Origin of the sequence: Nocardioides sp., from assembly GCF_036401255.1 — a bacterium.
Classification (GTDB): Bacteria; Actinomycetota; Actinomycetes; order Propionibacteriales; family Nocardioidaceae; genus Nocardioides.
On sequence record NZ_DASWVI010000494.1, the window covers coordinates 1 to 4,421 of the forward strand.

General features: G+C 73.2%; 6 protein-coding genes. 5 read left to right on the top strand and 1 reads right to left on the bottom strand.

Annotated features, from left to right (window positions below):
- Positions 1 to 212: 212 nt before the first annotated feature.
- Positions 213 to 569 carry a DsrE family protein gene (locus VGD85_RS22825; protein WP_331065727.1) on the bottom strand — a complete coding sequence of 119 codons (357 nt, stop codon included), beginning with the start codon at positions 567 to 569 and terminating at the stop codon, positions 213 to 215.
- Between the two features lie 23 nt (positions 570 to 592).
- Between VGD85_RS22825 and VGD85_RS22830 the strand changes: the two genes are divergently transcribed.
- The 5 genes from VGD85_RS22830 to VGD85_RS22850 all read left to right on the top strand — a co-directional run.
- Positions 593 to 1,087, top strand: a complete 495-nt coding sequence (locus VGD85_RS22830; RefSeq protein WP_331065728.1) for an FABP family protein — start codon at positions 593 to 595, stop codon at positions 1,085 to 1,087.
- A gap of 18 nt (positions 1,088 to 1,105) precedes the next feature.
- Positions 1,106 to 1,525, top strand: coding sequence for a transcriptional repressor (locus tag VGD85_RS22835; RefSeq protein ID WP_331065729.1), 420 nt, complete (start codon positions 1,106 to 1,108; stop codon positions 1,523 to 1,525).
- Positions 1,522 to 2,475: a folate-binding protein gene (locus VGD85_RS22840; protein ID WP_331065730.1), complete on the top strand. Its 954-nt coding sequence runs from the start codon at positions 1,522 to 1,524 to the stop codon at positions 2,473 to 2,475. The genes VGD85_RS22835 and VGD85_RS22840 overlap by 4 nt, the downstream gene beginning before the upstream one ends.
- A gap of 109 nt (positions 2,476 to 2,584) precedes the next feature.
- Positions 2,585 to 4,129 (top strand): DUF1800 domain-containing protein, encoded by a 1,545-nt coding sequence (locus VGD85_RS22845; protein ID WP_331065731.1) that lies wholly within the window; start codon positions 2,585 to 2,587, stop codon positions 4,127 to 4,129.
- On the top strand, positions 4,129 to 4,421 hold a 293-nt coding region (locus VGD85_RS22850; RefSeq protein WP_331065732.1), incomplete at its 3' end, for a hypothetical protein. The genes VGD85_RS22845 and VGD85_RS22850, both read left to right, overlap by 1 nt.

Sequence of the window (4,421 nt, forward strand, 5' to 3'; positions counted from 1 at the left end):
TGCTCCGCGCGGCGGCGCAGCTCGGCGGCCCGCTCGGCCGCGGCCATCGGGTCGGCGGGGGACCGCGGCGGCTCGGGCGTGCCCGCACGCTGCTCGACGGCCGTCTCCTGCGGCTGGTCCTGCTTGCGCTGCCACCACCGGGTGGGGCTTTGATCGTTCGCGTCCATCGTCTGCGAGCCTAGGGGTTCCTGGGACGGGTGTGTTGCCGAATGTCAGTACACCAGCGCCTGCACGTCGGGCCCCAGCACCTCCTCGACGTACGCCGCCGCCCCGGCGATCCGCACCCCCGGCAGCAGGTCGTCCTCGGTGAGCTCGCGCCGGACCGCGCACTGGGTGCACACGGTGACCCGGCCGCCCGCGAGCACCGCCGCGACCAGGTCGGCCGGGGAGGACGCCTCGGGCAGCGCGAACCCGCCCCGTCCGGCGCCCAGCCAGGCCGCCTCGCCGGTCAACCAGAGGCTGACCTCCGCCCCGGCGGTGACGGCGATCGCGGCGACGGTGAGCGCCTGGTTGGCGCGCTCGGGGTCGTCCGCCCCGCAGGTGACCTTGACGACGAGATGCCGGGCCATGTCGCCCACCCTAGAGTGTCGGTATGCCGTTCGAGCTCCCCGACAACCTCCATCCCGACTGCGGCCCGGTGGCGTGGCTGCTCGGCCGCTGGGGCGGCCGCGGCCACGGCGACTACCCGACGATCGAGGGCTTCCAGTACGGCCAGGAGCTGGTCTTCACCCACGACGGGCGCCCGTTCTTCCACTACTTCTCCCGCTCCTGGATCGTCGACGAGGCCGGCGAGAAGGTCCGCGAGGCCGCCCAGGAGGCGGGCTTCCTGCGCTGCCGCCCGGAGGGCAAGGTCGAGCTGCTGCTCACCCACAACACCGGCTTCGTCGAGATCTGGTACGGCGAGGCCGCGGACGGCAAGCTCGAGCTGGCGACCGACGCGGTCGTGCGCACCGAGTCGGCGAAGGAGTACACCGGCGGCAAGCGCCTCTACGGCAACGTCGAGGGCGACCTGCTCTACGCCTACGACATGGCCGCGGTCGGCCAGCCCCTCCAGCCCCACCTGTGGGCGCGGCTCGTCCGGCAGTGAGGCCCCGGTGAGACCCCGATGACCGAGGAGCTCGCGGCGCGGCTGCGGGAGCAGGGCTACCGGCTCACCCCGCAGCGCCAGCTCGTGCTCGCGGCGGTCGAGAAGCTCGGCCACGCCACCCCCGACGAGGTGTTCGCCGAGGTGCACGCACAGTCCAGCGCGGTCAACGTCTCGACGATCTACCGCACGCTGGAGGTCCTCGAGGAGCTTGGCCTGGTGCGCCACGCGCACCTGTCCGACCGCGCGCCGACGTACCACTCGGTCACCGATCACGAGCACTTCCACCTGGTCTGCCGGAATTGCCACAAGGTCGTCTCCGTTGACCCGGAGGTGGTGGCCCCGCTCGCCGAGCGGCTGATGCGCGAGCAGGGGTTCGTGATCGACATCGGCCACCTGGCCGTCTTCGGCCGCTGCACCGACTGTGAGGAGACCCGATGAGGAGCCCGTTGCTGGACCTGCCCGGAGCGGTGGCCGCCGACGGCATCGACCGCGACGTGGCGGCGCACTACGGCTCGTTCAACGGCGAGCAGCGCACGCTGGAGTCCGGCGAGGGCTTCGTCGACCTCTCGCACCGCGACGTCGTCCGGGTCTCCGGCCCCGACCGGCTGACCTGGCTGCACTCGCTGACCACCCAGCACCTCGAGTCGCTCGCCCCCAAGGTGTGGACCGGCGTGCTCATCCTCAGCCCGCAGGGCCACGTCGAGCACGCGTTCTTCGGCTACGACGACGGTGACTCCTTCACCGCGCACACCGAGCCCGGCACCGCCGCCGCGCTCGTGGACTTCCTGGACCGGATGCGGTTCATGATGCGCGTCGAGGTCGCCGATGTGACCGCCGAGCTCGCCGTCACCTGGCGGCCCTCCGCCACCGCCGAGGGACCGTACGCCGGCTACGAGCTGGTGCCCCGCGACCAGCTGACGACGTACGCCGAGGCCGCGGGCCCGGCGTGCGGACTGTGGGCGTTCGAGGCGCTGCGGATCGCCCGGGGCGAGCCCCGGCTCGGTCTGGACACCGACCACCGGACGATCCCCAACGAGGCGGGTTGGATCGGCCCGGCGGTGCACCTGGACAAGGGCTGCTACCGCGGCCAGGAGACCGTCGCCCGGGTGCACACCCTGGGCCGTCCGCCGCGGCGACTGACGCTGCTGCACCTCGACGGCTCGGAGAACCGGCTGCCCGCGGTCGGCGCGGAGCTGCTGCAGGGGGAGAAGGTCGTCGGCTTCGTCGGCACGTCCGCCCGCCACCACGAGCTGGGCCCGATCGCGCTGGCGATGGTCAAGCGCAACGTGCCCCTCGACGCGACCCTCACCGTCGAGGGGATGCCGGCCGCGCAGGAGGTGCTGGTCGACCCGGAGGTCGGGCTGCACGTGCGACCGCTGCGCGGCTGACCCTCCGGCGGGAGACCCCGGCCACCCGTTCGGGTGTTCAGACCCGCGATCGGCCGACCGATACCTAGGATCTACCTCTGTCTCGGTCTCGGTCTCGGAAGGCTCTCGCGTGTCCGCAACTCGTCGTCAGACGCTGCTCACCACCGGCGTCGCCGCGGCGGCCACCACGGGCGCCGCGCTCGTGCCGGCCTCGGCCGCCGGCGCCGCCACCGGGTTCGCCCCGGGGCGCTACGCCAGGACCCGGGTGCTGGCGGCGTCCTCGCGCCACGTGGTCAACCGGTTCAGCTACGGCATCACCCCCGCGCTGGCCGCCCAGGTGCGCGCGGCGGGAGGCGGGCAGGAGTGGTTCGCCCGCCAGCTCGCCAAGGCCGACCCGACCCGCGCCGACGGCCCGGACTGGTGGGAGTCGCTGCACTGGGACCCGGTCACCGTCTACGACAACAACCGCACCGGCGTGCGAAGCGGCTGGCTGGTGATGGACGACTACCGGCGCCGCACGCTGATGCGCCGGATGACCTCCACCCAGCAGGTGCTGGAGGTGATGGCGGAGTTCTGGGAGCACCACTTCCACGTGCCGCTGAACGCCGACAACGTCTACATGTGGCGCGCCGACTACGGCGACACGATCCGCCGCCGGGCCCTGGGCCGGTTCGCGGACCTGCTGCCGGCCGCGGTGCTGCACCCGGCGATGCTGATCTATCTCAACGCGGCGGTCAGCACCAAGGACCACCCCAACGAGAACCTCGCCCGCGAGCTGCTCGAGCTGCACACCGTGGGCGTGGGCCACTACGGCGAGAACGACGTCAAGGAGACCGCCCGGCTGCTCACCGGCTGGTGGGTGGAGATGTGGAAGTCGTGGGAGCGGTTCTTCCGCACCGACCTGCACGCCCGCGGCCCGGTGAGGATCCTCGGGTTCACCGACGCCAACGCCGATTCGTACGCCGTGCCCGCGACCCAGCGGTTCCTCGCCTACCTGGCCCGCCACCCGGCGACCGCGCGGCACGTGGCCGACAAGCTGGTGCGGGCCTTCGTGTCCGACCAGCCCAAGCCGACGCTCTCGCGCAGGCTGGCGAAGGTCTACCTGTCCCACGACACGCGGATCAAGCCGGTGCTGCAGGCACTCGTGGCCTCGAAGGAGTTCCAGCGCTCGGTCGACGCCAAGCTGCGCGACGGCGACGACGACGTGGTGGCGTCGTACCGCCTCCTCGGCATCGGCGTCGAGCAGTCCACCGCCTCCGACGCCGCGGTCAGCGTGCTCAGCGACCAGGTCGGTGCGCTCGGCCTGGGGCTGCTGTCGTGGCCGCGGCCCGACGGGCAGCCGATCGACAACGCCGCGTGGGCCTCGCCGACCCGCGTGATGGCGTCGATGTCGCTGCACTGGAACCTCGCCCAGGGCTGGTGGCCGCGCACCGGCATGGCCCGGCCGACGCCCGCCGACTGGGTGCCGGAGCCGAAGCTGGCGTTCCGCGACCTCGTCGACCACCTCAGCCGCCGGGTGCTGCAGCGGCCCTCGACCGCGACGCTGCTCGAGGCCTGCTGCGCGGTGACCGGCCTGGCGCCCGACGCGGAGGTGGTCCGCGAGACGTTCTCCGCCACCACGTGCGGCCGGCTGCTCGGCACGCTCCTCGACTCGCCGCAGTTCTACCGCCGCTGATGACTCTCGGACCCAAGGACGACCCGATGGCCTCGACTCCCTCCACCGACGGCTGCCCCGACGGCTGCGCCGACCACGAGCGCGCCCTGACCTCCCGCCGCGGGCTGCTGCGCGGCCTGGCCGCCGGCGGCGCCACGATGGCGTTCGGCTCCACGATGGTGACGATGTCGGGCGCGATGTCACCAGCCAGCGCCGCGCCCGGATCGCGGACGGCGCCGCCGCCGGCCGCCTCGGTCCTCGTCGTCGTCTCGCTGCGCGGGGCCGCCGACGGGCTCTCGCTGGTGGTGCCGCA